The 25,057-nt window shown below is 45.3% G+C and carries 21 protein-coding genes; 9 read left to right on the forward strand and 12 right to left on the reverse strand.

Going from position 1 to position 25,057, the window contains the following annotated elements:
• The first annotated feature begins 29 nt into the window (after positions 1–29).
• Positions 30–638 carry a Maf family protein gene (locus AC5YB1_RS12345; RefSeq protein ID WP_494519428.1) on the forward strand — a complete coding sequence of 203 codons (609 nt, stop codon included), beginning with the start codon at positions 30–32 and terminating at the stop codon, positions 636–638.
• A 176-nt stretch (positions 639–814) separates the two neighbouring features.
• On the opposite strand, the gene AC5YB1_RS12350 is transcribed toward AC5YB1_RS12345, so the two are convergent.
• Entirely contained in the window at positions 815–1,471 is a 657-nt protein-coding gene (locus AC5YB1_RS12350; protein ID WP_494519429.1) for an HAD-IA family hydrolase, read from the reverse strand.
• Positions 1,468–2,427 carry a 23S rRNA pseudouridine(955/2504/2580) synthase RluC gene (gene rluC, locus AC5YB1_RS12355; protein WP_110456148.1) on the reverse strand — a complete coding sequence of 320 codons (960 nt, stop codon included), beginning with the start codon at positions 2,425–2,427 and terminating at the stop codon, positions 1,468–1,470. The genes AC5YB1_RS12350 and rluC overlap by 4 nt, the downstream gene beginning before the upstream one ends.
• A 597-nt stretch (positions 2,428–3,024) precedes the next feature.
• Between rluC and rne the strand changes: the two genes are divergently transcribed.
• Both rne and AC5YB1_RS12365 read left to right on the forward strand, forming a co-directional pair.
• Positions 3,025–6,390 (forward strand): ribonuclease E, encoded by a 3,366-nt coding sequence (gene rne, locus AC5YB1_RS12360; RefSeq protein ID WP_494519430.1) that lies wholly within the window; start codon positions 3,025–3,027, stop codon positions 6,388–6,390.
• Between the two features lie 127 nt (positions 6,391–6,517).
• Complete coding sequence (locus AC5YB1_RS12365) at positions 6,518–8,077, forward strand: SulP family inorganic anion transporter (protein WP_494519431.1); 1,560 nt, start codon at positions 6,518–6,520, stop codon at positions 8,075–8,077.
• 137 nt (positions 8,078–8,214) lie between these two features.
• Here AC5YB1_RS12365 and AC5YB1_RS12370 read toward each other — a convergent pair whose 3' ends face one another.
• Positions 8,215–9,123 (reverse strand): bifunctional methionine sulfoxide reductase B/A protein, encoded by a 909-nt coding sequence (locus tag AC5YB1_RS12370; RefSeq protein WP_494519432.1) that lies wholly within the window; start codon positions 9,121–9,123, stop codon positions 8,215–8,217.
• 298 nt (positions 9,124–9,421) lie between these two features.
• On the opposite strand from AC5YB1_RS12370, the gene AC5YB1_RS12375 reads away from it, so the two are divergent.
• The 3 genes from AC5YB1_RS12375 (at position 9,422) to AC5YB1_RS12385 (ending at position 13,749) form a co-directional block, all read left to right on the forward strand.
• Positions 9,422–10,261 (forward strand): isopenicillin N synthase family dioxygenase, encoded by an 840-nt coding sequence (locus tag AC5YB1_RS12375; RefSeq protein ID WP_494519433.1) that lies wholly within the window; start codon positions 9,422–9,424, stop codon positions 10,259–10,261.
• Positions 10,262–10,366: 105 nt separating this feature from the next.
• Positions 10,367–11,305: a ribosome biogenesis GTPase YlqF gene (ylqF, locus tag AC5YB1_RS12380; protein ID WP_494519434.1), complete on the forward strand. Its 939-nt coding sequence runs from the start codon at positions 10,367–10,369 to the stop codon at positions 11,303–11,305.
• Positions 11,306–11,871: 566 nt separating this feature from the next.
• A complete protein-coding gene (locus AC5YB1_RS12385; protein WP_494519435.1) occupies positions 11,872–13,749 on the forward strand; it encodes a methyl-accepting chemotaxis protein in 1,878 nt (625 codons plus the stop codon).
• 197 nt (positions 13,750–13,946) lie between these two features.
• Here the strand turns inward: AC5YB1_RS12385 and AC5YB1_RS12390 are convergent, their stop codons facing one another.
• Entirely contained in the window at positions 13,947–14,822 is an 876-nt protein-coding gene (locus AC5YB1_RS12390; RefSeq protein ID WP_494519436.1) for a DNA ligase, read from the reverse strand.
• Between the two features lie 227 nt (positions 14,823–15,049).
• On the opposite strand from AC5YB1_RS12390, the gene AC5YB1_RS12395 reads away from it, so the two are divergent.
• Together AC5YB1_RS12395 and AC5YB1_RS12400 are read left to right on the forward strand one after the other, a co-directional pair.
• Entirely contained in the window at positions 15,050–15,421 is a 372-nt protein-coding gene (locus AC5YB1_RS12395) for a diacylglycerol kinase (protein ID WP_494519437.1), read from the forward strand.
• Positions 15,422–15,824: 403 nt separating this feature from the next.
• Complete coding sequence (locus AC5YB1_RS12400; protein WP_494521635.1) at positions 15,825–16,631, forward strand: DUF481 domain-containing protein; 807 nt, start codon at positions 15,825–15,827, stop codon at positions 16,629–16,631.
• A 117-nt stretch (positions 16,632–16,748) separates the two neighbouring features.
• On the opposite strand, the gene AC5YB1_RS12405 is transcribed toward AC5YB1_RS12400, so the two are convergent.
• On the reverse strand, positions 16,749–17,975 hold the full coding sequence (locus AC5YB1_RS12405) for a nucleoside recognition domain-containing protein (protein ID WP_494519438.1): 1,227 nt from the start codon (positions 17,973–17,975) through the stop codon (positions 16,749–16,751).
• Between the two features lie 87 nt (positions 17,976–18,062).
• On the opposite strand from AC5YB1_RS12405, the gene rsmF reads away from it, so the two are divergent.
• Positions 18,063–19,496: a 16S rRNA (cytosine(1407)-C(5))-methyltransferase RsmF gene (rsmF, locus tag AC5YB1_RS12410; protein WP_494519439.1), complete on the forward strand. Its 1,434-nt coding sequence runs from the start codon at positions 18,063–18,065 to the stop codon at positions 19,494–19,496.
• Between the two features lie 415 nt (positions 19,497–19,911).
• Here rsmF and AC5YB1_RS12415 read toward each other — a convergent pair whose 3' ends face one another.
• From AC5YB1_RS12415 to dcd, 7 genes are read right to left on the reverse strand one after another with little or no spacing between them, the layout of a single operon-like run.
• Positions 19,912–20,700: a TatD family hydrolase gene (locus tag AC5YB1_RS12415; RefSeq protein WP_494519440.1), complete on the reverse strand. Its 789-nt coding sequence runs from the start codon at positions 20,698–20,700 to the stop codon at positions 19,912–19,914.
• Between the two features lie 46 nt (positions 20,701–20,746).
• Positions 20,747–21,073, reverse strand: coding sequence for a PilZ domain-containing protein (locus AC5YB1_RS12420; protein WP_494519441.1), 327 nt, complete (start codon positions 21,071–21,073; stop codon positions 20,747–20,749).
• Positions 21,074–21,078: 5 nt separating this feature from the next.
• Complete coding sequence (gene holB / locus AC5YB1_RS12425) at positions 21,079–21,996, reverse strand: DNA polymerase III subunit delta' (protein WP_494521636.1); 918 nt, start codon at positions 21,994–21,996, stop codon at positions 21,079–21,081.
• Between the two features lie 2 nt (positions 21,997–21,998).
• The gene (gene tmk / locus AC5YB1_RS12430; protein WP_494519442.1) at positions 21,999–22,628 is read right to left on the reverse strand and encodes a dTMP kinase; all 630 of its coding nucleotides are present in this window, start codon (positions 22,626–22,628) and stop codon (positions 21,999–22,001) included.
• Entirely contained in the window at positions 22,625–23,632 is a 1,008-nt protein-coding gene (gene mltG, locus AC5YB1_RS12435; RefSeq protein WP_494519443.1) for an endolytic transglycosylase MltG, read from the reverse strand. The genes tmk and mltG overlap by 4 nt, the downstream gene beginning before the upstream one ends.
• Positions 23,629–24,462 carry an aminodeoxychorismate lyase gene (gene pabC / locus AC5YB1_RS12440; RefSeq protein ID WP_494519444.1) on the reverse strand — a complete coding sequence of 278 codons (834 nt, stop codon included), beginning with the start codon at positions 24,460–24,462 and terminating at the stop codon, positions 23,629–23,631. Before pabC ends, mltG begins: the two co-directional genes overlap by 4 nt.
• Positions 24,462–25,046: a dCTP deaminase gene (gene dcd / locus AC5YB1_RS12445; RefSeq protein WP_475516507.1), complete on the reverse strand. Its 585-nt coding sequence runs from the start codon at positions 25,044–25,046 to the stop codon at positions 24,462–24,464. The genes pabC and dcd overlap by 1 nt, the downstream gene beginning before the upstream one ends.
• Positions 25,047–25,057: the final 11 nt, after the last annotated feature.

Here is a 25,057-nt window from a genome sequence, read left to right on the forward strand (position 1 = left end):
CTTGAAATATCTTATATAAAGGCCAATTAATGACTCCGTCCATTGTTTTAGCATCGACCTCTAGCTACCGTAAATCACTGCTGGAAAAATTATGTATTACTTTTGATACTTGCGCGCCCGATGTAGATGAAACCCCCAACATCGATGAAACAGCACCCGATTTGGTGACGCGCTTGGCCGTGGCCAAGGCAAAAGCCGGGGCTAGCGGAAAAACGTCAGGGCTCATTATTGGATCAGATCAGGTAGCCGTTGTTGATGGTCAAATCGTGGGAAAACCCTTAACCGAAGCAAACGCAGTAACCCAGTTGATGAACGTCTCAGGTAAAAGCGTTACCTTTTATACTGCCATAGCGCTCTACAATGTGGTTGGTGACAGCGTTGAGGTGAGATGCGAGCCCTTTATTGTCCACTTTAGAGAGCTCACGGAAACGCAGATACGCTACTACATAGCCAAAGAACAGCCACTAAATTGTGCCGGAAGCTTTAAATGTGAAGGATTTGGTATAGCCCTGTTTACTCGCCTTGAAGGGCGCGACCCCAATACCCTAGTGGGGCTGCCTCTTATCGCGCTCACCGAGATGTTACTCAATCAAGGAGTCGATATCCTCACCCCGCAAGCCGATCCTAAGCTTATCTAGGGTGAAGTCAGCCATCAAACGGTTAAACAGACAAAGCAAACTCAGACGAATGAGTAAGAGCATAAGTTATTTTGATGTCGCTGAGGCGGTGATTGTTTGGGCTACACTAATTTGAGTAAACCATCGTAATCGTTAGCGTCTACACGCTAGCGATTACGAAAAAGCAACCAGTTTAACTACCGCGCAGCGGTGATCGCGGCAAATAGGTCGGGAGTTGATGAGACAATCGCAACAGGTAAGGCTGCACTTAATCGCGCTGCACTATGGGCGCCATAACTCACACCAATGGCATCCATTCCCGCATTTCGGGCCATATTGAGATCATGAATAGAATCACCAATCATCACCGCCTTTTCTGGTGCCACCGTCAATTGCTGTAATAATTGCTGCAACATTTGTGGATGCGGTTTACTGTGGGCTTCATCAGCACAGCGACTGGCGACAAAGTGTTGATCAAATCCAGTCTCATTTAAGACCCTATTCAATCCTGCTCGGGCTTTGCCAGTCGCCACAGCCAATTGATGCCCCGATGCCTTCAAGGATAACAACAACTCCTCCGCCCCATCGAAGACGGGGCTTGGAGTTTGGTTAAGCTGCAAATATTGTTCACGATAGACATTAATCATATTCTGCCGAGTCTGATGACAGGCACTGGGGTGCAATACATTTAACGCTTCATCCATCGACAAACCGATAATATCGCGCACCGCCGTCTCAGTAGGCACCAATAAGCTCAACTCTTTTGCCGTTTGTTGCATACATGCCACAATTTTACCGACCGAGTCCATTAGCGTACCGTCCCAGTCGAATATGACTAATTCGTATCGTTTCATACTTTTTCCAATTTCGATAATAGCTGTTCTAACGCCTTATCTAATGGCGCCTTAACCTGCATAACCTCTTCCGTACTCGGATGAATAAATTTAAGCTGCGCCGCGTGTAAAAACAAACGGTTGAGCCCAAGTGCTCGCATTGAATCATCAAAATTCTGCTCACTGTACTTATCGTCACACGCAATGGGGTGCCCCGCATATTGGCAATGCACCCGAATTTGGTGGGTTCGCCCAGTAACAGGACTTGCCTGAACTAACGTTGCCCCTTTATAACGCTGCTTTATTTTAAAGCGCGTCTCAGAGGCTTTACCCTCTTGATTGACTCGCACAATTCGCTCACCCGATTTTAGGGTCAGTTTTAATAGTGGGGCGTTTACGACTTTATCATGGCTCTGCCACTCACCACGCACCAGTGCATAGTAATCTTTCTGCATTTTTTTATAACGCAATTGGTCATGCAGATGCTTAAGCGCACTGCGTTTCTTAGCGATCAGCAAAACGCCCGAGGTGTCTTTATCTAATCGATGCACTAATTCAAGAAATTTTTGTTGTGGCCTGAGTGAGCGCATCGCTTCAATGACACCAAAATCAACGCCACTCCCCCCATGTACCGCAATGCCAGCAGGCTTATTAAGCACAATAAGCCAGTTATCTTCAAATACGATGCGCGCTTCAAGTTGCGAAACCTTGGTCAACTTAGCGCTCGGCGCGGGCTTGTCGTCACTGGCTGACACACGAACAGGCGGGATGCGAACAATGTCGCCATCTTGTAATTTATACTCAGGTTTAATCCGTTTCTTGTTCACCCGCACTTCACCTTTACGCACGATACGATAGATCATGCTTTTCGGGACGCCCTTGAGTTTAGTCACAAGAAAGTTGTCGATTCGCTGGCCTAAATGATCCTCATCTATGGTGACCAATTCGACTTTATTTAAGGGTTGTTGATTATTCATGCTACGCCTTGCTCTCGTTCAAGCCGCTTATTGTACACAACTAACAACTTTTATGCCTTTCCATTTGCTGAATTTCTGGTTTGTTGCTATATTTGCCACGCCAATCGGGTTAAATGGTGAATAAAGTGTTCCCTCACCCCGAAAGCATGCGCGAAAAGCGGAGAGTAAAAGACATTACTACTGAGTAGCAAATCATTGATTTACAAGTCGTTGCATCAAAAATAAACCGAGAAAACGCGTTTGAACGACTAAACCCAGTATCTATGCCACATTTCAAAGAGGTTTCTCCAGCAAATAGCGCTCCAAATTCGAAGTTTAATTCTAACTCGTCATCAGACTGACGCTTATCGATTTTGGCATTACAGGAAAGTACATAGAATTTATGGGGTTGGTTGACGTTTTACAACGAATTCCTTGTTTTTAGTAATATTAAAAAATAAGCCATAAATAGGTTGCGACACGCAGTGATTGCGTTTTACAGACAATGCGCACCTTAGCCCAGACCCAAGCCGCGAGGCTTCACTCATTAAATCTGGGCCCGTAATGCATCGAAATTAGCGAGTTTGATGACCCTATTTTAAGAAGAAATACGTCATCATGAAACGGATGTTAATTAATGCGACTCAATCTGAAGAGTTGCGCGTTGCCCTCGTTGATGGGCAACAACTGTATGACCTAGATATCGAAAGCCCTGGTCACGAACAGAAAAAAGCCAATATTTACAAGGGTAAAATTACCCGCGTAGAACCCTCTCTAGAAGCTGCGTTTGTGGACTATGGTGCCGATCGCCATGGCTTCTTACCGCTGAAAGAAATTGCACGCGAATATTTCCCTAACGGTTACTCGTTCCAAGGCCGCCCTAACATCAAAGAAGTGGTGAAAGAAGGTCAAGAAGTCATTGTTCAAATTGATAAAGAAGAGCGCGGTAATAAAGGCGCAGCATTAACGACCTTTATCAGCTTGGCTGGCTCTTATTTGGTTCTGATGCCAAACAATCCTCGCGCTGGCGGTATTTCTCGTCGTATCGAAGGTGATGAGCGTACCGAACTCAAAGCGGCGATGTCAGAGCTTGAAGTGCCACAAGGCATGGGGTTGATTGTCCGTACCGCCGGTGTAGGTAAAGATGCCGCTGAACTAAAGTGGGACTTAAAAGTCTTACAGCATCACTGGACCGCTATCGAAGAAGCCGCTAAAACACGTCCAGCGCCATTCCTTATTCATCAAGAAAGTAACGTTATCGTGCGTGCTATCCGCGATTACTTACGCCGTGATGTGGGCGAAGTCCTTATCGACCATCCGCGCATTTACGAGCAAGCTAAACAGCACGTTGCACTCGTTCGCCCAGACTTTGTCGACCGTATTAAACACTATGATGCCGAAGTGCCGCTGTTTACTCACTTCCAAATTGAAACTCAAATTGAATCGGCTTTCCAACGTGAAGTGCGCTTACCTTCAGGCGGCTCTATCGTTATCGACCCGACCGAAGCATTAACGTCAATCGATATTAACTCTGCCCGTGCCACTAAAGGCGGTGATATCGAAGAGACAGCACTGAACACCAACCTTGAAGCCGCCGACGAAATTGCACGCCAATTACGTTTGCGCGATCTAGGTGGTCTGGTGGTGATTGATTTCATCGACATGACCCCAGTCAGACATCAACGTGAAGTTGAAAACAGAATGCGCGATGCCGTTCACCACGACAGAGCCCGCGTACAATTAGGCCGTATTTCGCGCTTTGGTTTGATGGAAATGTCACGCCAACGCCTGCGTCCATCGCTGGAAGAGTCGGCTGCACACTTATGCCCACGTTGTCATGGTCAAGGGACAATTCGCGGTACCGAATCATTAGCGCTGTCTATTTTGCGTCTAATGGAAGAAGAGGCTATCAAAGAGAACACCTCGCAAATTGAAGCCGTAGTACCTGTGGATGTTGCAGCGTTTCTACTCAATGAAAAACGCAAGGCGATCCGCATCACCGAGCAGCGTCACAACGTCGAAGTGTATGTGATCCCAGATCCAAACATGACCACGCCTGATTATCGTGTTTCGCGTCACCGTAAAGATGACCAAATTAGCGAGTCAAGCTACAAGCTACTTGAAAAGCAAGAGTCTAAGCTTTACGAGCCACGTAAACTTGAACGTGCAGCATCACCAGAGCCTGCACTAAAAGGCTACGCTGCGCCTACGCAAGAGCCAAAAACAGAAACGCCGGCACAGAAACCTGTACAAAAAGCCGCTGACGTTAAAAAACCAGGTTTATTGTCAAAGCTGGTTGCCGCTGTCAGTAACCTCTTCAGTGCCAGTGAGCCAAGCAAAGAAGAGCAAGAAACTAAAGAGCAGCCTCGTCGCAATACGCAAAGCCGTGGTAATAGTCGTCGTAACACACGTCGTAATGATACCCGCAAAAATCGTGATGACAGCGACAACAAAGAGACTGATAACAAGCGCACGCGTTCGCCTAAGGCCGATGCAAGTGATGCTCGCCCAACTAAAGCGCGTAATGACAATAAGCGTGTTAAACGTGACGATACCAAAACGCGCAGCCCACAAAAGGCCGCTGAAGAGGTTAGCACTGAGCAAGAGCAGCAACCTAAACAGGAAGCAGCAAGAGAGCGTCGTCAACGTCGTAACATGCGTCGTAAAGTCCGTGTTCAGACCGAACAGCAACAAGCTGATGAAGCAGCGTTAGCATTGCAAGCACAAACTCAAGATGTCGAGGTTGAGCCTACGCCTGATACCAAACAAGCTGATGTAGCAACGCCACAAGATGGACAAAACGTCCGTCCAAAGCGTCAACCACGTAAAGCTAAGCCTAAGCAAGATAAAGCGACCGATACAGCAGAAAGCTCTTCAGAGTCTAGTGCTGTTGAAGCAAAGCCAGTCGAATCAAAGGCTGATGCTGAACCTGCAAAAGTTGTTGAATCAAAGCCAGCGCAAAACGTTGACTCGACTAACGAGACTCAACCTAAACAAGAGCAGGCTCAAAGCGATAATGATGACAACTCAGCCGACAACAATGACGCCGACGCCGATAACAAACGTGAGCCACGTGATGGTCAACGTCGCAGTCGCCGCAGTCCTCGTCATCTGAGAGCTGCAGGCCAACGTCGTCGTCGTGACGAAGATGGCGACCAAGAAAGCCGTTCAGACAATGGCCAGCCAGCGTTCATCCCAAATGATGTTGAAACCGCGCCGATCCTTGATAAGGATATGGCTCAAACTGTTAACACTTATGAAGTAAATAACACTAAGCCTGCAGCGTCACCGTCTGTTGACGCACCGGCGACAGCCATGGTTAATGCTGAAGCAACTGAAGCCACGACAACAGAAGCTAACACACCAGCTTCAGTTCAGACTGAGACTCAAGAGGCTCAGCCTACTGTTGATGCTAAAGCAGATAAATCAGCCTCTAAACCTAAAGGCCGTGTCACTTCGTCATCAAGCGCATCGAGCACTTCAGCGAAAACCACTGCCGACAGTGTCAAGGCTGACAATGTTGCTGATAATGTTAAAGTAGATGTAGATAAAGTTGACGTTGTGCCAGCGGCTAGCGCGCAAGCAGCTGCCCAAGAAGATGTCGCTAAACCTGTTGAAACAACAACGCCAGTAGCAAAAGTTGAAGTGTCAGCAGATGTGGATACCGCTACGGATTCGACGCAAGCACCTAAATCGGTTTCTGCGCCGATGGCCAAGCCAGCGAAGATAGAAGCTCCTGCAGTATCAGTTGCAACACCGCCAACTTCGGCACCTGCAGCCCCAGTAGCAAAGGCTAAAACAGCAGCAAAACCTGCCAGCCGTTTTGGTACTATGGTCAGTTCGACAATGACCAAGCCAACGGTAGAGGCTCGTCCAAATGTTGATATTCCCACAGGGCGTCAATATGAGGCTTCAACAAAAGAAGCAACGACAGAGCCGGCGGCTCGTGGTAACAGCGCCAATTCGGATATGGCCCGCCCTTAAGAGGTAGCCATTTTCGAACTAAAAAGCCATGCTGAGCAGCATGGCTTTTTATTTTATTGCGGTCAAAATTTTGCTAGTATGCCCGGCCGCAATTTCCTTCAACCTATCATTTAATAATAGAGGCTAAATGTTCGATCTTATTCGTCACAAAACCGCTAGCCATAGAGCTGATTTACTTTCAGGATTAACCGTTGCGTTAGCCTTGGTACCGGAAGCTGTCGCATTTGCGTTCGTTGCAGGTGTAGAGCCCATGGTAGGCCTTTATGCCGCCTTTATCATGGGACTGGTTACCGCATTGATTGGTGGTCGCCCAGGAATGATTTCGGGGGCAACTGGCGCCATGGCCGTCGTGATGGTCGCACTTGTCGCCGAACACGGTATCCAGTACCTATTTGCAGCCGTCGTGCTCGCAGGACTTATCCAGATCAGCTGCGGCCTGCTTAAATTAGGTAAGTTTATTCGCATCGTGCCCTACCCTGTAATGATTGGTTTCGTCAACGGCCTTGCGATTGTGATTTTCCTGGCACAGCTTGGCCAATTCAAAGCCCCTGATGCCAATGGTGTACTGACTTGGTTACCGCAAGATCAACTCATGCTGATGTTAGGGTTGGTGGCGCTGACCATGGTGATTATTCAGTTTTTACCTAAGCTGACTAATGCCATCCCCTCTTCTCTGGCGGCAATCCTCACAGTAACAGCCTTGGTGGTCTACTTCGATCTTGATACCCGTAACGTATTAGACTTTTTGAAGTCTATGAGTGGTGATGATAATGCCACTATAGCGGGTTCACTGCCGACATTTGCCATCCCTGAAGTGGCCTTTAACTTAGAAACCTTATACATTATTTTGCCCTACTCCTTTATTCTTGCTGCGGTTGGGTTAATCGAATCACTGTTAACCTTAACCGTGATCGACGAAATGACGGGCACACGAGGCAAAGGCAACAAAGAGTGTATTGGTCAAGGCATCGGCAATATGACCAGCGGCTTCTTTGGCGCCATGGGCGGTTGTGCCATGATTGGTCAGTCGATGATTAATATCAACTCTGGCGGGCGCGGACGTCTCTCGGGTATCACGGCTGCTGTGGCACTCTTGGCCTTTATCTTATTTGGCTCATCCTTGATTGAAATGATCCCACTGGCAGCGTTAGTTGGTGTGATGTTTATGGTTGTTTTAGGTACTTTTGAATGGGCCAGCTTTAAGGTGATGCGCAAAGTGCCTAAGCACGATGCTTTCGTGATCATCTTAGTAACCGTGGTCACTGTGTTTACCGATCTTGCGTTTGCAGTGTTTGTTGGCGTGATTGTGTCTGCTTTGGTATTTGCTTGGGAACATGCAAAGCACATCAACGTGGATGTGAGCCAAGATGCTAACGGCTGGAAAGTATACAAACTCAATGGTCCGTTATTCTTTGGTTCGGTAGCTCACTTCTTAGAACTGTTTGATGCTAAATCTGATCCACAAGATGTTATTGTTGATTTCCAAAATTCACGGGTGTGCGATCACTCTGCGTTAGGTGCGATCGATACTTTAGCCGAACGTTACGTGAGCAGTGGTAAAAAACTGCATTTACGTCACTTAAGCCAGGATTGTAAGCAGTTGCTGCATAAAGCAGGCGATCTGGTTGAGGTTAACTTTATCGAAGATCCGCACTACAAGATTGCCGATGACAAGCTCGACTCATAAGGTACCCTGCTCAAGGTACTCAAGGTGTTGAACTGTAAATTAGTTGAGTGTTAGCTAAGACATCTACATAAAAAAGGCGCATCTGCGCCTTTTTTATTGGTTGTTGCTCATCCGTATTTAAAAACCATTCCTCGTGGCTAACTTTGTTTTACCTTATTGGCAAAGCGCGCCTTAAACTTATCCACTTTGGGCTTAACCACTAACTGGCAATAGGGTTGCTCACCATTATTGGCAAAATAATCCTTATGGTAAGCTTCAGCCGGGTAAAAATGTTGAAACGCCACTAATTCGATCACTATCGGTGCATCAAATAACTGGGCTTGAGTAAGCTTGGCTACTATGGCTGACGCAGTATTAATTTGTGCTTCATTATGGGCAAAAATGACCGAACGATACTGTGTCCCAACATCATTCCCCTGACGATTTAGTGTCGTGGGATCGTGACTATTAAAAAATATGTCGAGTAATTCATTAAAGCTAATTTGCTCTGCATCAAACTCAATATGCACTACCTCAGCATGATCAGTGGTACCACTGCACACCTGTTTATAATTGGCACTATTTTCATCGCCACCGCTATAACCAGATTGTACCGATATCACCCCGTGAAGCTGAGCAAAAATGGCTTCTAAACACCAGAAACAGCCACCACCTAAGGTAGCCCATTGATGCTTGTTAGTAACTGGTGTTGGGCTTGCCGGTTTAAACACCATAGAGACCGAATTAACACAATGACGGGTATTTTTCTCTGTTAAATATTCGCCTTTAAACACATGGCCTAAGTGCGCGTTACACTGCTGACACACAATTTCGGTGCGCTGACCATCGGCATCGGCTATACGTTTAACTGCACCAGGGATCTCATCATCAAACGCTGGCCAGCCACAATGAGCATTAAATTTATGCTCACTGCGATATAAAGGCGCATCACAGCGCTTACAATGATAAACGCCTAAGGCATCATGATGATTATATTCACCACTAAAAGGGCGTTCAGTGCCCTTGTCTTCAATAACATACTGCTCAAACTCGGTTAATTCACGCATAGATAACTACTCTCTATTGATTCTTTTTTAGTGCTAAATGGCGCAGCCAAGATACCGATGATGATAGTTGCAACCCCTAACAAATTAAAGACAAAGACCGACTGTTCCAGTCCTATATTACACCGTTGCCAATGAACCGACTGTCGATAATAAGTTAATGAGCAACTCAAATGTGGAGTTCATTATGAGGCGCCTCATTAATTAGAACCATATTAAGGTGATTTTTATCACACTTATTTGCCCAACTGCAGCGACAACGGTAAACTCTCGCCGGGGTTTACTAACAAGAAAACAGAAGATGAAATTAGAAACAATCGATTATCAAGCACCCGATAGCGCTGAGCGTTTTGTCCAATCGCTGCGCGATACCGGCTTTGGCGTATTATCCAACCACACTATCGACAAAACACTGGTTGAAACCATCTATAGTCAGTGGCAAGCCTTCTTTAACAGCGATGAAAAACAGGACTTCCTGTTTAAAGCAGAAACCCATGACGGCTTCTTCCCTGCCAGCATCTCTGAAACCGCTAAGGGCCATAGCGTTAAAGACATCAAAGAGTATTACCATGTTTATCCTTGGGGGCGCATTCCTGACTCGCTCAGAGACAATATTCTCGCCTATTACCAACAAGCCAATAGCCTAGCAGCGGAACTACTCAGTTGGGTAGAAGCACACACACCTGCAGAAATCGCAGTTAACTACTCGATTGCACTACCCAAGATGATAGAAGGTAGCCATAAAACACTGCTGCGCATTTTGCATTATCCGCCAATGTCGGGCGATGAAGAGATGGGCGCTATACGAGCTGCAGCGCATGAAGATATTAACTTATTGACTGTGTTACCCGCCGCGAGTGAACCTGGTTTACAAGTAAAAACCCAAACCGGTGAATGGTTAGATGTCCCTAGTGACTTTGGTAACATCATCATCAATATTGGTGATATGCTGCAAGAGGCCTCTGGGGGGTACTTCCCCTCGACCACTCACCGAGTGGTTAATCCTGAAGGTACAGATAAAACCCGCTCGCGTATTTCTCTGCCGCTGTTTTTACACCCTAAGCCAGAAGTGGTGCTATCTGAGCGCTATACTGCAGAGAGTTACTTGATGGAACGCTTAAGAGAACTTGGGGTCATTTAACCTGAACTCCCCAATAAAAAGCGCCATTTGGCGCTTTTTATTTGTGATTTTTCCGACATATCAAGGTAAAATCGCGCCAACTTCAGCTAAAGGTAGAGTAATAACATGGCTATTCAGTGGTATCCCGGTCACATGCACAAGGCGCGTAAAGAGATTGAAGAGGTGATGCCTCAAATCGATCTCGTGATTGAGGTACTCGATGCCCGTATCCCCTTTAGTAGTGAAAACCCTATGGTAAAAACACTGCGCGGTGATAAGCCATGCATAAAATTACTCAATAAATCCGATCTCGCCGATCCTGCTACCACACAATTATGGATTGACCACCTCGAGCAAGAACAAGGGGTGAAAGCCATGGCGATCACCACCTTACAAGCTGCACAAGTACGCAAAGTGCCTGATCTGTGCCGTAAGCTGGTACCCAGTCGAGATACCACAGAAAAAGATATTCGCACCATGATCATGGGTATTCCTAACGTTGGGAAATCTACTATTATCAATATTTTGGCTGGTAGAGTCATAGCTAAAACCGGTAATGAACCCGCAGTGACTAAAAGACAACAACGCATCAACCTTAAAAACGGTATTGTGCTGTCTGACACACCCGGTATTTTATGGCCAAAAGTGGACAATGAAGCCAGCAGCTATCGCTTAGCCGTCACCGGTGCGATTAAAGATACGGCAATGGAATATGAAGATGTCGCCATGTTTGCCGCTGAGTATTTTTTAACGGCTTACCCAGAGGCCATAGCTGAGCGCTATAAATTAAAAGAACTCCCTAAAGATGATATCGGCCTGCTTGAAGCCATTGGTCGTAAACGCGGTGCACTGAGACCTGGTGGACGTATCGATCTGCACAAAGCATCTGAACTGTTATTACATGAATTCCGCTCAGGAAAAATCGGCCAATTATCACTAGAAACCCCTGCGATGGCTGAAGCAGAAAAGGCCGAAGTCGCGCGCATATTGGCCGAAAAAGAGGCGCTAAAACAGCAAAAGCTCGAAGCTGAACGACTCAAGCGCTCAGGTATTCGCCATAGCTAGCCGCTAATGACTCAATGCGAGCATATACACTCGCATTGAGTCTATCAAAATAGTTTTTATTATAGCTATCTGACATCAATAATATTTATTAGCTTACGACACCTTTTATATAAATAACCATCAAATCAACTTCAATAAGTTCACAGTGTTGGGATGCTGCTAATTAGCAAATGACGATAACGCCTATTTATCACTCAAACAGTACATATCCTTAAATTATTTATGGATTAATATCACAATTTAAACATTACCATCTTTTCAGCTGTCACCACCTATCCAGCCTACCAAATAGTTCAATAACCATACAGATCATTCAAATAAGTCGATTATGAGCATTTATTCAAACTTAATCACGACTCAACAAGTTAATGCTAGTATCCTTTATACAACAAGTACAAATTAAACCAATCAATTGTATCAATTTGCAACGTGTTGATACTAAATATAAAATCATTTATAACACGCATCAAATTATTGATAAGCTGGATAAATGATGTTTAAGAATTTGCGGTTAGCAGTAAAAAATAGGTGCGAGTTTCTTTATTGTACTGACGTTGCTTTCATTAGTGCTGATAGTAGCTATTTTCTCGCTCAATAAAGCCAGCGACGGGATCAACAGCTACCAAGACTTTAACCAAGACACTAACATCGTCAGTGATCTTCAAACTACCATGTTAATGGTCAGAATGAATGTTAAAGACTACTTAATAACCCACAGTGACAAAGACCTTAATGAATATCGAGATTACTTAGATAAACTCAAGCAATTATTGGTGAACGCAAAAGTCGAAATCCAAGAACCCCAGCGCGCCAATTACATCGCCACTATTGAGTCCGAGCTTCTCACTTATCAAGACGCCTTTACTAAGGTGGTTAAGTTAATGTCAGAGCGAGATAAAGTCTTAGCAAAAGCGATTTTACCTCCAGGCGAAACCATGCGTCAGACAATCGATGCCATCATCCAATCTGCCCATGTTAATGATCAAGCCGAGGTGATTTTTTATGCCGGCGAAGTGCAAAAGTCACTCTTATTCGGGCGTTTATTTGCCTCTAAATTTTTAGACTCAAATAGTGAAGCTGACTATAAAACCGCCCTTGATGAACTGAGTAACAATTTGAGCCAACACACAGCTGCACTCAAGCCCTATCTAGAGCAGCCTCAACAGCACGACTCACTGTCGCAATTCACTCAAGCTCAACTCACGTATGTCGATGGCTTAAAGCAGATCCATCAGTTAATTGACACACGCAACGATCTGATTAGCCATACCTTAGATCGTATCGGCCCCATAGTCGCTAGCCATGCCGAAAGTACCAAAGAATCTGTCATAACCGATATGCAACGCTTAGGTGCCGAAGTACAAAATAGCACTAGTAACAGTATTCGCCTCACCTTACTATTGTCATTGGCAGCCGTAGTCTTAGGCAGTGTGGCAGCGTATGTGCTTACCGTCTCAATAACCCGTCCGATTAGCCAAGCGGTCGCGGCCGCACGCCAATTAGCACAGGGAGATTTAACCATTGAAATCCAGAGTACGAGTAGAGATGAAACAGGGGTATTGATTGATTCAATACAAGAAACAGCAAGTAACTTACGTAATATGGTCACCACAATCACATCAGCCAGTGTTGAATTAGCGACTGCTTCTGAAGAACTTGCTGTCGTCACTGAACAGTCGAGTTTTGGCGTCGTAAAACAGCAAAATGAAACCGATTCTGTGGCGACAGCCATGAATGAGATGTCCACAACGGTTAATGACGTAGCTCAAAATGCAGCACAAGCGGCTGATGCTGCTAAGCAAGCAGATAACCAGGCGAATATCAGTCGTCAAGAGGTAGAGAAAACCATTATGGCTATCAGCAACCTCGCCGATAGGGTTAATGAATCATCAGAAAAACTAACTAGTGTTGAACTGGAAACCGACAATATTGTAAAAATATTAGATGTGATTCGTGGTATCGCAGATCAAACCAATTTATTAGCCCTTAATGCAGCTATCGAGGCTGCTCGTGCGGGTGAACAAGGCCGAGGATTTGCAGTGGTTGCAGATGAAGTGCGAACGTTGGCACAACGAACTCAAGTTTCGACGCAAGATATTCAAAATATTATTCAACAACTACAAGCAAGTACCCAAAGTACCGTATTAGTTATGCAGCAAGGCAAAGAACAAGCCGCGAGCAGTGTAGAACAAGCCAATAAAACGGGCAAAGCCTTAGCCGTTATCACTCAAGCGATTAGCGTTATCAATGACATGAATATTCAGATTGCCAGCGCATCAGAGCAACAGAGCTCTGTAGCTGAAGAGATCAATCAAAACGTGCTAAATGTTAAACATATCGCCGAAGAAAATGCCGTATCAGCCAATCAGACCAAAGGATCGACTATCGAAATTGCTCAACTGTCTGAACAGCTTAAGCTGATGGTAAGTCAATTTAAGGTGTAAACACGGTATACCGAGGATGATAGTTTACGGCTAAAAGTGAAGCGTTTTACAAGTATTACGCAATGACAGTTAACCATAAATGAAAGCTATACCCCTGAACAAGAGTAGCGCCACATCCCCTTAAGATAATGGTATGTGGCGCGTTATGATGTTCACCATTTAAGCGTTTTCAGTGCCTAAGATTATGAACAACTTGCTTACAAGCTAGGTCTTACACGTATAAAGCTGGCAAATCGAGGCACGCCATTACTGGTTAAACCATAATATTTATAGGTCACTATGGTGCCTAATGCTGGAGGGTGTAGCCGTTCGGCGTCGGTCAGTCCTGAGCCCAACTTAAATCGGATCCCATTGGGTGTTTTGACCTCTAATGCCCCAAGCATCCCCAGATACTTACCTTTTCCTTGATGATAACCAACCACTTCAGCCTCAGCGTCTTCATAACGTTTAAACTTCACCAACTCCTTGTTGCGTCCTTGACGGTATAGAGCCGATTTATGGTGTAACATTAGGCCTTCGCCACCATCCTTAATCACTTGAGTCAACTGTTGCTCTAACGCGGCCATATCCGCAAATTGTTGCTGCAATATAACGACTAAATAAGGAGTAATATCAGCAAATCGTTCCAAAGCATAGCTGTAGCGCTTAGCAAAAGGCTGCGCTAAATGTGGCACATCAAAGACCATAAACTTAACTTGACGCCATTGTGTCTCAATGGGCTTGCTTTGACGGATCAGTGCCGAAATCTCATCGAAACGACCGTGTCCAATCCATAACTCTCCATCTAAAGCTTCGGTGGGAAAATCAGCAGTAAACCACTTGGGAATATCGATCTGACGACCACTTCGAGTGTACATAGCACTGCCAGACCAAAAACCTCGAACGCCATCGAACTTTTCGCTGACCAAGTACTCTGATATAACATCTTGCGGGGTATTAGCACCAGCATGTTGTAATTGCAGCTGAACTTCAGTATCCGCATTAAGTGAAATAGGCTCAGCGTAAACAGTTGCACAATACAGGTGTGCTAATAATACACTGCAAACCACCAAACGAAATAAAGTAAATACCATAGACTCCTCCTTGAGTTAGGTTATGGCTCACTACGTAAAACAACATGGATAATAAGTGTAGACTAACAAGGCAAAGTTAAACCTAATGCTAGCAGATAGATAAGCTAACCATTAGTGCTAACAGCTATTGGACCATGATGATTAAAACCGCTCCTGCATATAATCATCATTGGTCACCTTAACTAAAATCACTACTGCGCATCGCTCAGTTTTTACAATGGAATATTATGAAACCAGAAAATAATCATGGCATAAAGCGGGTTTTTAGAGCCACGGGCTTCTCAATCCAAGGGCTCAAACTTGCTTGGCGCTGTGAGGCGGCTTTTAGGCAGGAACTCCTCCTCGCGATGCTGATGTCCCCCATCGCCATTATCCTTGATATATCGACAGTAGAGCGCATCTTACTCATCATGACACTGTTTATTGTGCTCATTGTCGAACTGTTAAATTCTGCCATTGAAGCTGTAGTCGATCGTATCGGCAATGAGATCCATCCCTTAAGCGGACAAGCCAAAGATATAGCCTCAGCAGCGGTATTTATGAGTTTACTATTATGCGGTATCACATGGCTGGTCATCATCCTGCCATTGATTTATTAAGCTTTAATCAACAGTTTCGATTAATAAACCATTGTACTGAGAAATGTCGGATAAAGATCTTATCAATCATCTTTGATAAATTAAGTCATGTAAACCAATTGCTAACCAACTTGTTAAATCTTTAGTTAGCCGAAGAGCCCCACCAGCCCACTGCTATTGCAGAAAAGCCATTGTTGTGAACATTTTTTGATACAAATCATTTAACAAAAACGATAACATGCTAAACTGTTCACAGTAAGATTATAGCTAACACAATACAATCAGAGGCTTATCAATAAGCAATGATTTAACGGAGTATTCTTTGGCTTACAAATATTTACCTTTATTAGCATTAGCACTGGCAATACTCAGTACTCCGTCGTTGGCGAACCAAGAGGCTGACGTGGCCAATGTGTCAGCCGAAATGAAACAGAAGAAAACCGTGATCCGCATTGGTGGGTTTTATTCAAATTCAAATTCAAGTATGGATGTCACCGACCCACTGTTAGGCAATGACTTTAAACTTGATTTTGAAGAAGATCTTAATCTAGCAGAGTCTCAATTCCTGCCATTTTTTGAAATCCAGTATCACTTTAATGCCAAGCATCATATTTATGCCGATTGGAAACAGTTACATCGTAATGCCGAAGTCAAAAAGCTAACAGTTCCGTTTCAAGTCACGTTAGACGATCAAATTTATAATGTGCAGGCAGGTGCCAGATTAGACACCACGCTCAACATTGACATTGCTCGTATCGGTTATGGCTATAATGTTTTCCAAGGTAATAACTACAACCTTGGCTTATCCCTTGGTCTCCATACCATGTTCATCAAAACCGCATTCAGTGGTGATATTGCAGTCTGCCTTGAAGGCAATAACGTGCAACAATGCGGCGATGCCACTCCTAAATTTGTCGATGAAGATGTTACAGCCCCATTACCCGATATTGGTTTATACGCCGACTATGAGTTTATCTCTGGATTTAAGTTCAATGCGCATGCACAATACTTTTATATCGAACTCGATGATATTAAAGGTAGCCTTGTGGATATTCGTGCGGGATTAGAAGCGAAGATCACCGATAATTGGCACATGACCGCTGGATTTAATTACTATAAAGTCGATGTAGATTTCGATAGTACAGTGACACAAGCTGATATTAAGGTCGCTAATTACAACCTTTATTATAGCTTTATCGGCCCCATGCTTTCGGTTAGTTACCACTTTTAACCATACGCATCAACCAATCACTCAACACAGACAGAGCCTGACCCAATATAACAATTATTACGGGCTCTTAATGTTGAGTCATAAAACAAGCAACTTCATCAATGTCGAGCCTTATGCTCAACCATAAAACTGATAACAGACCCAAATCGCCGCACAGATCCCTGCAATATCAGCCGTCAAGCCACACACCAATGCGTGGCGTCCATTGCGAATGCCAACGGCACCAAAATATACCGCTAACACATAAAAAGTTGTCTCTGTGCTGCCTTGCAGAATCGCTGCAAGACGTCCGGCAAAGGAGTCGACACCATGATGCTGCATGGTTTCTAACATCATAGCGCGTGCGCCCGAACCGCTAAAAGGCTTCATTATCGCCGTTGGTAAGGCATCAATAAAGCGAGTGTCGCCATTGAATAGATTCACTAAGGCTGCAACCAAATTGAGTAAATAATCCAGCGCACCAGATGCCCTTAACAAAGCAATCGCTAATAGCATTGCCAGCAGGTAAGGAATAAGCTTTATCGATTGTTCAAACCCCTCTTTCGCACCAGTGATAAACTCATCATACACCGCGACCTTACGCAGACCTGCAATGATAATAAAACTGAAAATCAATGATAATAAGATACCGTTGCCTAGCCCCGTCGAAAGCTCACCAATCGCGGTGACACTTAAGCTACCAAGATAAAATACCAACGCTGAGATCATGGCGAAAAACAATGCACCGTAGCCCAAAATCACACTATTGAGTAACGAAATTCGCTGAAAACAAGCCACCACTAACACCCCAACTAAGGTGGAAGCACAGGTCGCTAATAATATGGGTAAAAAGATATCTGCAGGAGCCGCAGCCCCTTGCTGGGCACGATACAGAAAGACCGTCACTGGCACCAAGGTGACCGAGGAGGTATTAAGCACTAAAAACAGGATCTGAGCATTAGTCGCTACCGCTTTATCAGGATTAAGTGTTTGCAGATCTTGCATCGCTTTGAGACCCAGAGGGGTTGCTGCGTTATCCAGCCCAAGTACATTAGCAGTCAGGTTCATGGTTACGCTACCGAAAGCCGGATGCCCCTTAGGCACCTCAGGCATTAAGCGCCGTAATAATGGCTCGAATAATGAGGAGAGCGCAGCCACAACCCCCGCCTTTTCTCCAACACGCATCAAGCCCATCCAGAGTGATAATACCCCAATTAACCCTAATGCGATTTCCGCCGCCAATTTTGCACTGGCAAACAGTGCATCAACTGCGTTTGATAATAGATGCCAGTCCCCTTGAAATAAGCCGATGACGATCGCCAGTAATGAGGTAGCAAAGAAAACAAACCAGATGCGATTAAGCACAAAAACTCCTTTTTGGCCTAGGTTTAACTAAGGCCTAACTAGCGATGTGATATACTGCCTGACAACAATATCTGCTTTTTCTTTCTTATGGTTCAACTAAATCAAAATTTTATCAATAGCATAGCTAAAGATATGCCCGAACATCTATCGATGGATGATTTTATCGCTTACAGCGATAAGCCATTAAGACCATCGATACGGGTTAATACCTTAAAAATATCCGCGAGTCACTTTGTCGCCTTAATGCAGCCTAAAGGCTGGCAGTTTGAACCTATCCCTTGGTGTGATGCCGGCTTTTGGATCACGGTGAATGATGATGTGCAATTGGGCAATACCATCGAACATATTCAGGGACTATTTTATATTCAAGAAGCTAGTTCGATGTTGCCTCCCCACGCGTTATTTCCAATGCCCATCGATGCGCCTCAAGACTTAACCTTGCTCGATATGGCATCAGCCCCTGGTTCTAAAACCACCCAGCTTGCCACCATGATGCACAATCAAGGCTTACTGGTTGCCAATGAATACTCATCGAGCCGAGTAAAAGTCCTGCACGCCAATGTGCTACGCATGGGCGTAAAAAACACCGCCCTCACCCATTTTGATGCACGGGTATTTGGCGAATACCTCTATGACACATTCGATGCTATTTTACTCGACGCGCCATGCAGCGGTGAAGGTACGGTACGAAAAGATCCAGAGGCTTTAAAACATTGGGATTTTGCCGAGATTGAAGCCATCGCCAACACTCAGATTGATCTAATCGAATCCGCTTTTTTAGCATTAAAAACAGGTGGGTCACTTGTCTACTCAACTTGTACACTCAATCGCACCGAAAATCAGCAGGTGTGTTTACATCTGCAGCAGCGTTATCCTGACTCCGTACAGTTTGAATCACTCGCCAACCTGTTTCCTGATGCGCATAAGGCGTGTACCGAAGAGGGTTTTTTACATGTTTGGCCGCAGATTTATGACAGCGAAGGTTTCTTTATCGCTAAAATTAATAAAATTGCCGATATTGAACGCGCAGTAGAGCAGCCTAAACCACAGAAGAATTTTCCGTTTACGCAGGCTACGAATAAACCGCTTAAGGCCCTTGAAGATTACTTTCAATCGACGTTCGACATTAACCTATCCGAACATGGCGTTGTGATGCAGCGTGACGATGAATATTGGTTATTCCCGCGCAATATCATGCCACTTATTGGCAAGATCCGCTTTCAGCGCATCGGTTTAAAGTTGGCAGATGCACTAAAAAAAGGCTTTAAGGTTCGTCATGAAGCCATAGTGGCATTAGCTGATACCCGTAAGAGTATCCCCTTAGATGAAAGCCAAGCCAGCAGTTATCTTATGGGGCGAGACATTATGTTACCCACCAAAGCCACACCACAAGGTGAGCAACTCGTCAGTTATCATCAGGCCAATTTAGGTCTCGTTAAACACCTGGGCAATAAATTGAAAAACAGCTTACCGCGAGACTTGGTCAAAGATAAGATTTGCCCGTCATTAAGCGCTAAATAGACCACTTAATGCTTAATTAAGCTCACGGCAATTTCGTAACTTAGTCATGAATTTACATTTTGTTACATTTTAATTAACGCTTAATGTAGACAAACCCAGCAACACGCTCAGCCTTGACTACACTAAAAGCCTGAGAGCATTAAGAGGCCACCTCAAACAGTAGCGCACGGCTCTGCAAAGAGCCATTCCCCTAGACCCAGAACAATTGGAATAGTTTTGGGTCTTTTTTTATCTGTAATTTGAAACAGCCTGTGATGATTGTCACCGGCCCGGTGCATTACATTCCTAAAGCTAGAAGTGACGTGCCACAGATGTGCCACAATCACTGTCATACTCATCACAGCCATCACATTGAATCTAAGCATTAAAGGATATTCTGAGTATGATTGACCTTAGGATATTAAGGCCAATCATACTAACGATTGGCTAATTTAGCCGCGTCTCTAAATAAATTGAAGAAGTTGGTCGTTGTATAATCGGCTAACTCCTCAAAAGATTCGCCTCGAAGTTCAGCCACAAATTCGGCCACATCACGAACATAAGCGGGTTGATTTTCTTGCCCACGATGAGGCACCGGCGCCAAATAAGGGGCATCGGTCTCAACCAATAAACGGTCTTTGGGGACTTTGCGGATAACCGTCCGTAAATCGCCAGCATTTTTAAAGGTCACTATGCCAGATACTGAAATATAAAAGCCTAAATCGATCGCCGCTTTAGCCATTTCCCAATTTTCAGTAAAACAATGTAATACCCCACCAACCTTATCGGCTTGGCCCGCTTTAAGTAAGGCAATGGTATCTTCTCTGGCATCACGAGTATGCACAATCAGCGGTTTATCCACTTCAACTGCAAGTGCAATTTGTTGTTCAAAACATGATAACTGCAGCGCTTTCGTGTCATCGGCATAAAAATAATCTAGCCCTGTTTCACCGATCGCCACTACTTTAGGATCGTTAATATATTCATATAACTGTGCAGTATCCAGCCCCTCTTTTACATCTAAGGGATGCACCCCAGCAGACAAGAAGATTTGCTCAAAATCGGCCATTTTGGCTTGCATCTGGGTGAAGCCTTGTTGGCGAACATTGACGCACAAAAAGTAGTCAACACCACGCGCTTTAGCCTGCGCGATAATATGTTGTAAGGAAGCTTGATCGGGAGCAGCCTTGAGACGATCGAGATGACAGTGAGAATCGATGAGCACGCTTATAATCCAAGTAAACAACGAAAAGGACGCAAAGGATACCGAGCTACATGGTGCAGGTCAAATCACTCGAGGAGAGTTCTCGGGCAAGCAAGTTCTCGATATGATGCTTATGAGTGGAAGCATCTGAGATGATTTTTAGCCCAATACCCGCAGGCCTGCCGCCAGAAGCGCCTAGGGGATTGATCCACACAACAATACCTTGAAACTCCATCTTAGTCGTCGACCCAGGAAGTTGGTAGGCCACAGACAACTCTTGGCCTAAATAGTGGCTCTCTGTTGTAGCAACAAACAAACCTGCTGGCTGAATAAACGGCATGTAGGCACGATATAGCTGATGTAAGGTATCAAAATTAACCACGAGGTCGACCATAATTATTACTCTTGTGTTAGTGATTGATACTCTAAAATAAACGATTGAAAAATAGCCATAAAATTCACGTTGGGCATCATATTAAGTTCATGATATGTCGCCATCACCTGAGCCGCTAAACGGCTTACTTTAACATTAACCAGCGCGTCTGCATTTTTCTGTTTAACTAACTTTTGCCTTAAAACTAGATATAAAACCTTAAGCGCATCAGAAACTTGCTTTTGTTCTATATGAGTGAAACTAGCACACAGATGACCGGACGACAAACTTTGTATCCAGTCTTTGCGCAGTTGCAGTAACTCGGTAAACCGTTGTGATTGCAACGCCGCTAACAACTCAATTGGTCCGCCCATGACAGGCAAACACCAGATGACATCACCGCTCAGTTCATATTGCTGAGACAACCATGCTTGAACCTCTTGCGCTGTAGGCAACTTAAAATGCAAGCGTTGACAACGACTACTTATGGTCGCCATCAAGCGACTCGGCGTATCGCTTTGTAATAACAGCAAAGTTTGCTGACCAGGTTCTTCGAGGGTCTTTAGTAGTGCGTTGGCAGCGGCAACATTGAGGCGCTCGCAATGTTTAATCACGGCTACACGTTTACCGCCTTGCTGCGCAGTTGATGTCAGGCGATGACATAAGTCTCTTATCTGATCCACCTTAATCTGGTTGCCATCCGCTTCTATTTGGTAAAGGTCTGGATGATTTCCGGCGAGTGTCAGTTGGCAGGGCTTGCAATGACCGCAGGGTCCCTGTGAACTCGGTTGCTGACAAAGCGCGGTGTGCGCTAACGCTAGGGCTAACTCGACGCCCCCGTATCCTTGATGCATCCCCACTAAATACGCGTGACCTTGCAACCCCGTCGTTAATTGCTGACTAAACTGGGCTATCACAGGCATGAGCCAAGGAATGTTCACCATCATTACCAACCTTGCTGCTGCAGTACAGCCACAATATCGCTATGGACCTTTGCCATGGGTTGACTGGCATCGACAATCACAATGGCATCATCTTGCTCTGCGAGCGATAAATAGGTATATCTGGCGCGCTCAAAAAAGCTCACCGCTTGTTGTTCTATCCTATCCAACGCGCCACGGTCTGCGGCTCGTTGTAACCCCTGCACAGGATCGATATCCAGATAAATAGTCAAATCGGGTTTAAAGCCCTTTAAAGTGGCTTCACTTACCGAAGATACTAACGGCATTAATCCTCGCCCTCCTCCTTGGTATGCTAAAGAGGACAGATTATGCCTATCGCCTAATACCCACTGCCCATTAGCTAAAGCCGGCTTGATGACATTGGCAATCAGCTGAGCCCTCGCGGCGTAAATCAATAAACACTCAGCCTCATCGCATAAAGGATCACTAGGGTCCGCCACTTTAACGAGGTCGCGAATACGCTCAGCCAGCGGCGTACCGCCGGGCTCACGAGTACAGACTGGAATGGCTCCGGTATGCTGCGCAATAAAGTCTCTGACTAAAGCGATAGCACTCGACTTACCGGCTCCCTCTAATCCTTCAATAACAATAAATTTTGCATGGGTATTGTTCATCGATTTCTCTGGTATTTATCTACAGCCCGATTATGTTCGGCTAATGTTTTAGAAAAGATATGGCTGCCATCGTTTTTCGACACAAAGTAGAGGTAATCTACATCGGCTGGATGAGCTGCGGCGTAAAGCGATGCGCCACTTGGCGCCGCGATAGGCGTTGGTGTTAAGCCATTAATTCGGTATGTGTTATACGGCGTTCGTTCACGTAAGTCTTTGCGAGTAATATTGCCATTAAACCTGTCACCCATGCCGTAAATAACGGTAGGGTCGGTTTGCAAGCGCATATTTTTACGCAGTCGATTAGTAAAGACGGCCGATATTAAAGTGCGCTCACTGGCTTTACCCGTCTCTTTTTCAATAATCGACGCTAAGATCAATAACTCATAAGGCGACGTTAACGGGATCCGAGTGTCTCTTCCTTGCCATGCCTGTTGCAGCTCTTGCTGCATTTTAAGGTAGCTTTGTTCGATAATCTCCTTTATGTCATCGCCAGCGACATAGTGGTAGGTATCGGGATAAAATTTCCCCTCGGGTTGGCCCGACATATCGCCATGCTCAATCAACACCCGATTAAATATTCCGTCTTGCCATTGCACTTTGGGTAATTGCATCAAAATTGCGCGCCACTCTTTTATGGTGAGCCCTTCAACTAGAGTGACACTAAAGACCTTTTCGCGCCCTTGGGTTAATTTTTCCAGCAGGCTAATGACGTTATCCTGCGGCGTTAGCTCATATAACCCTGCGCGGATCTGGGTTAAATCAGGGCGAACCTTGGCCAATACTCTCAGCTTCCAACTGTCTTGTATGACGCCGCGCTGCTCTAAGACTTGTGCCATTTGAATAAAAGACGTGCCTCGCTTGAGCTCAAATTCTTGAGCGGATGTCAGCGTCAGCGGCGTTTGACTGTAACTCATCAACGACTGGTAACCCCAATAGAGGCCAACCGATGCTAAGGTGAGTAACGCAAAGAGTGCAATCATCACTCTACTAATGATTTTTTTCATAATGATAATGTGAGGGCTTGGTTTATTTGAAGGGGCAAGGCACTGGGGGCAAAGCGGCACTGTTCGATACGATTGACCCCAACCACACCAAACAGGCTATTGGACAGTAACACATGATCAAACTGACTTAATTCACTCGGGATAACAGGTCTAATCGCAACATTAAACCCCGCCTCAATAAACCAGTAAATCAGCTGTTCTCGCATCACACCGGCAACGCCCGCTAGGTGCATACTTGGCGTCACTACCTGTTTATCTTTGATTAGAAACAGATTCGCCATCGAAGACTCAATCACTTGCTCTTGAGTGTCGAGCACCAACCAATCATCAAAGCCCTTGTCTAACACTTGGGCTTTAATCAAGACTTGCTCTAAACGATTAAGGTGCTTCATTCCCGCTAAACGAGTTTGCCCGCCTAGGCGCATAGGGCTGAGCTGTAAGGCTATGCCATTCGTCTGCCAGTGACGATAGTGACCTGGCATCGGGTGCACCGACACCACCTCTGTGACCGACACATGTTCAGGTAGCTGATAACCTCGTCCGCCCACGCCGCGGCTGAGCAAAAGTTTAATGCAAAAATCGGTACCTAACTCTTGCTGTTGCTCTATCGCAATTGAACTTAATAAACCAATAAGTTGCGCAGACGCTTGCCAAGGCATACCAAGGCGTTGACTGGTTTGTACTGCGCGGCCTAGGTGCGCATCTAAAAACAGCACGCGTCCTTTTGAACAGCGCATCGTAGCAAAAAGGCCATCACCATAGGCGAGGCCTCTATCAACAGCAGATACGGTATCTTGGCGAACGCCATTGACCCATAATAATGCAGACATTATTGGTCCTGACTGATCCGGCTAGCGACAGTGTCTTGCTGATCTCGGTATTTAGCACTGGCCCGCTTATTATAAGGACGCGCCACTGGTGAGCTAAGCCGCTCAAAGTTTAGCGCGCCAATAGTCATCATTGGACGCAATGCCAAAGGTAGTTTTCCACTGTTGTAAAATTCAAGCACTATCTTACCTTGCCAACCAGGATCGATACGATGCGCTGTCACGTGCACCATTAACCCCAATCGCGCTAACGAAGAGCGTCCATCCAACCAACCAACAATATCAGACGGCAAGGTGACGATTTCATGAGTGATAGCTAATGCCAGTTCTCCCGGGTGAAGGAAAAATGCGCCTCCTTCTGGGATCACAATTTTATCACTCATCACACTATCGAGCGCCGCCTGCATTTCGGCACTTGGGCCACTAAGGTCAATAAAAGGAGCGGTATGATCTTGAAATACGCGAAACTGATCACCAAGCTTAACATCGACGCTCACACCACTAATGGCATCAGCATCGGGACGCGGTTCAATCACAATCGAGCCATCATCTAAGCAAGCTTCAATCTCTAAATCCGTTAAACGCATCTCAACGTCAC

It is taken from the genome of Shewanella sp. 433 (assembly GCF_059338565.1).

Bases quoted from the DNA above. Each gene is read 5' to 3' on its own strand.
- AC5YB1_RS12345 (WP_494519428.1), top strand. From the start codon at position 30: ATGACTCCGTCCATTGTTTTAGCATCGACCTCTAGCTACCGTAAATCA.
- AC5YB1_RS12350 (WP_494519429.1), bottom strand. From the start codon at position 1,471: ATGAAACGATACGAATTAGTCATATTCGACTGGGACGGTACGCTAATG.
- rluC (WP_110456148.1), bottom strand. From the start codon at position 2,427: ATGAATAATCAACAACCCTTAAATAAAGTCGAATTGGTCACCATAGAT.
- rne (WP_494519430.1), top strand. From the start codon at position 3,025: ATGAAACGGATGTTAATTAATGCGACTCAATCTGAAGAGTTGCGCGTT.
- AC5YB1_RS12365 (WP_494519431.1), top strand. From the start codon at position 6,518: ATGTTCGATCTTATTCGTCACAAAACCGCTAGCCATAGAGCTGATTTA.
- AC5YB1_RS12370 (WP_494519432.1), bottom strand. From the start codon at position 9,123: ATGCGTGAATTAACCGAGTTTGAGCAGTATGTTATTGAAGACAAGGGC.
- AC5YB1_RS12375 (WP_494519433.1), top strand. From the start codon at position 9,422: ATGAAATTAGAAACAATCGATTATCAAGCACCCGATAGCGCTGAGCGT.
- ylqF (WP_494519434.1), top strand. From the start codon at position 10,367: ATGGCTATTCAGTGGTATCCCGGTCACATGCACAAGGCGCGTAAAGAG.
- AC5YB1_RS12390 (WP_494519436.1), bottom strand. From the start codon at position 14,822: ATGGTATTTACTTTATTTCGTTTGGTGGTTTGCAGTGTATTATTAGCA.
- AC5YB1_RS12395 (WP_494519437.1), top strand. From the start codon at position 15,050: ATGAAACCAGAAAATAATCATGGCATAAAGCGGGTTTTTAGAGCCACG.
- AC5YB1_RS12400 (WP_494521635.1), top strand. From the start codon at position 15,825: ATGAAACAGAAGAAAACCGTGATCCGCATTGGTGGGTTTTATTCAAAT.
- rsmF (WP_494519439.1), top strand. From the start codon at position 18,063: ATGGTTCAACTAAATCAAAATTTTATCAATAGCATAGCTAAAGATATG.
- AC5YB1_RS12420 (WP_494519441.1), bottom strand. From the start codon at position 21,073: ATGGTCGACCTCGTGGTTAATTTTGATACCTTACATCAGCTATATCGT.
- holB (WP_494521636.1), bottom strand. From the start codon at position 21,996: ATGGTGAACATTCCTTGGCTCATGCCTGTGATAGCCCAGTTTAGTCAG.
- tmk (WP_494519442.1), bottom strand. From the start codon at position 22,628: ATGAACAATACCCATGCAAAATTTATTGTTATTGAAGGATTAGAGGGA.
- mltG (WP_494519443.1), bottom strand. From the start codon at position 23,632: ATGAAAAAAATCATTAGTAGAGTGATGATTGCACTCTTTGCGTTACTC.
- pabC (WP_494519444.1), bottom strand. From the start codon at position 24,462: ATGTCTGCATTATTATGGGTCAATGGCGTTCGCCAAGATACCGTATCT.
- dcd (WP_475516507.1), bottom strand. From the start codon at position 25,046: ATGCGTTTAACGGATTTAGAGATTGAAGCTTGCTTAGATGATGGCTCG.